The sequence below is a fragment of the Arthrobacter sp. HMWF013 genome, from assembly GCF_003061105.1.
Lineage (GTDB): Bacteria > Actinomycetota > Actinomycetes > Actinomycetales > Micrococcaceae > Arthrobacter.
Genome location: NZ_QAIQ01000431.1, coordinates 1 through 2,696 on the forward strand (window position 1 = coordinate 1; position 2,696 = coordinate 2,696).

At 70.4% G+C, this 2,696-nt stretch carries 2 protein-coding genes and 1 pseudogene; 1 reads left to right on the top strand and 2 read right to left on the bottom strand.

All coding sequences use genetic code 11. The annotated features are described in order from the left end of the window. The first annotated feature begins 40 nt into the window (after nt 1-40). Nucleotides 41-808: a glucosamine-6-phosphate deaminase gene (locus DBR22_RS15690; protein WP_108599791.1), complete on the top strand. Its 768-nt coding sequence runs from the start codon at nt 41-43 to the stop codon at nt 806-808. 148 nt (nt 809-956) lie between these two features. Here DBR22_RS15690 and nagA read toward each other — a convergent pair whose 3' ends face one another. Together nagA and DBR22_RS15700 are read right to left on the bottom strand one after the other, a co-directional pair. Further along, nucleotides 957-2,186 carry an N-acetylglucosamine-6-phosphate deacetylase gene (gene nagA / locus DBR22_RS15695; RefSeq protein WP_108599792.1) on the bottom strand — a complete coding sequence of 410 codons (1,230 nt, stop codon included), beginning with the start codon at nt 2,184-2,186 and terminating at the stop codon, nt 957-959. Then, nucleotides 2,183-2,696 (bottom strand): annotated as a pseudogene (locus DBR22_RS15700) (N-acetylmannosamine-6-phosphate 2-epimerase); the annotation flags it as partial. The pseudogene DBR22_RS15700 and the gene nagA, both read right to left, overlap by 4 nt.

Sequence of the window (2,696 nt, forward strand, 5' to 3'; positions counted from 1 at the left end):
CCCTTTGTCTGCCCGCCCCTTTGTAGAGAGTGCCTTTGACGTGGAAATTTTTGTTGTGCCTACCGCCTCAGCCACCGGCTCCGTTGCCGCCGGAATACTGGCCGCCGTCATCCGCAGCAAGCCGGACGCCGTCCTGGGCGTAGCCACCGGCGGATCGCCGCTGCCCATTTACGCTGCGCTCGCGAACCACCGGCTGGACATGTCCTCCGTCCGTGCATTCGCCCTGGACGAGTACGTTGGCCTGCCCGCGGGGCATCCCGAAAGCTACGCCGAAGTGGTCCGGCGCGAAGTGACGGAGCGGCTGCACCTGGACCCTGCCAACGTGCGCGTGCCGGACGGGTCCGCGGCCGATCCCGCGGCGGCCGCGGCCGAATACGACGCTGCCATTGCGGCTGTTGGGGGCGTAGACGTTCAGATCCTCGGCATCGGCCACAACGGTCACCTGGCCTTCAATGAGCCCGGCTCCGCCCTGGACTCCCGGACGCGGGTGGAGGTTCTCACCGAACGCACGCGTGAGGCCAACGCCCGCTACTTCACCCCTCCGGAAGAGGTGCCGCTGCGCTGCATCACCCAGGGACTCGGCACCATCCTTGAGGCCCGGCACCTGCTGCTGGTTGTCAACGGGCCGGACAAGGCAGGCATCCTCGCCGCCGCCCTCCACGGACCCGTCACCGCTGACTGCCCGGCATCGGTCCTGCAGCTTCATCCGCACGTGACGGTGGTGGCCGACGAAGCCGCCGCCGCGCAGCTGGATGAGGGGCGCGGGCAGGTCACCGTGCGGGTGTCCGGCTCAGTGGCTGGGGTCTGACACCCAACGACCGGGCGTCCAGCCGGGATCCGTCCAGCCTCCCGGGGAACCCAGGCCATGATCAAGCTTGCCGGGGAGCGCACGCGGACGCTGCACCGCGAATACCAACCCTCGTAAGGCGCGGCCGGCATCACTGCCGGCAGCCAGCCTACTGACCCGCCAACACTTGCCCTTCACGCATCACCAGGGTGCGCTCGAAGTTCCCGTCCACCACCACGACGTCGGCACGCAGTCCCGCGCGCAGGCTCCCCAGCTCGTTGTGGAGACCGAGGATCCGGGCCGGAACCGCCGTAGCGGACTGGACGGCGGCGGCCGGCTCCACGCCGGCACCGATGGTCCGCCGCACAACGTCCAGCAGCGTGGCCGTCCCGCCCGCGAGCGAACCGTTGCTCCGCAGCCGTGCTTCGCCGCCACTGACCGTGACGGCGGACGGGCCAAGTTCGTAGTCGCCGTCGGGCAGCCCGGTGGCCGCCATCGAATCGGTCACCAGGATGACGTTCCCGGCACCTACCAGTTCGAAAACCATCCGCACTGTTTCCGGGTCGAGGTGCACGCCGTCGGCGATGAGCTCGACGGCGGCCGTCCCCGCGCGTGCCAGCCGCAGGCATGCAGCGACAGGGCCGGGAGCGCGGTGATGGAGCGGCGGCATCCCGTTGAACAGATGCGTCACCGTGGGACGCGAGACCCCCGGCCGCCCGGAGGCCGCCAGCAGTCGCGCCGCCTCGGTCAGTGAGTCTGCCGTCGTCCGTGTATCCGCGTTCGTGTGGCCCAGCGACGGCGTCACGCCATGCTCGGCGAGCACCTTCACCAGGGCCGCCGCGCCGGGCAGTTCAGGGGCGTAGGTCATGGTCCGGAGGTGGCCGCCGGCCGCCTCGATCAGTTCGCCCAGCAGAAACACGTCAGGGTTGAGCAGGAACCGGGGATCCTGGGCGCCGCAGCGGGCGTGGGAGAGGAACGGGCCCTCCGAGTGGATGCCCGCAATGAGCCCTTCGTCGGCGAGCGGGGTGAGGGCGCCGATGGCCCGGAGCAGATCCTCCCGGGAGGCCGTCACCAGGCTGGCCAGCAGGGTGGTGGTGCCGCTGCGGTGCAGGAAATCCACGGTGGTCCGGGCGGATCCGGCGTTACCGGTGGGGAAATCGCCGCCCGCCGCGCCATGGCAATGCAGATCCACCAGCCCGGGCAGGATCAGGCTGGCTGGCGGCAGCTCGAGCTCCTCGAAACCGCGCGTCGACGAAGCGTCCATTCCTGCGCGCGGACCGACATAGGCGATGCGGCCTTCGGCGACGGCCACCACAGCGTTGTCCAGTGCCATGCCGTCCGTCAGGACAGTGCCGGACAGAAGGTAGCCGGCACCTGCGTCGTTTGGGGTGGGGATCATGTCAGGGCCTCGGCGAACCAGCCGGTGATGGTGGCCGGGTGGGTGATCGCTGTCCCGACGACGACGGCGAACGCGCCGGCGTCGAGCGCCTGCTTAGCCTGGCTGGGGGAGTGGATCCGGCCTTCGGCGATCAGCGGCACCCCGAAACCGGCGGCGGCGATCTGTTCAAGCAGTTCGAGGTCCGGGCCATTCGTCTTGGGGCGCTCGCCGGAGTAACCCGAGAGGGTGGTGCCGATCAGGTCCGCGCCGGCCTCGACGGCGGCGGCGGCGTCCTCGAACGAACCGCAATCCGCCATCACCAGCGCATGGGAGTCCGCGTGGATCCCGGCGACCGTGCGGGCCAGGGTCAGGCCGTCCGGCCGCGTGCGGCGGGTGCCGTCCACCGCCACCACGTGTGCGCCGGCGTTGGCCACCGCCAGGGCGTGCCGCAGTGTGGGAGTGATGAAGACGCCGCCGTGTCCGTCCTACCAGAGCCCGATCACCGGGACCTCGACGGCGGTGCGCGTGAAC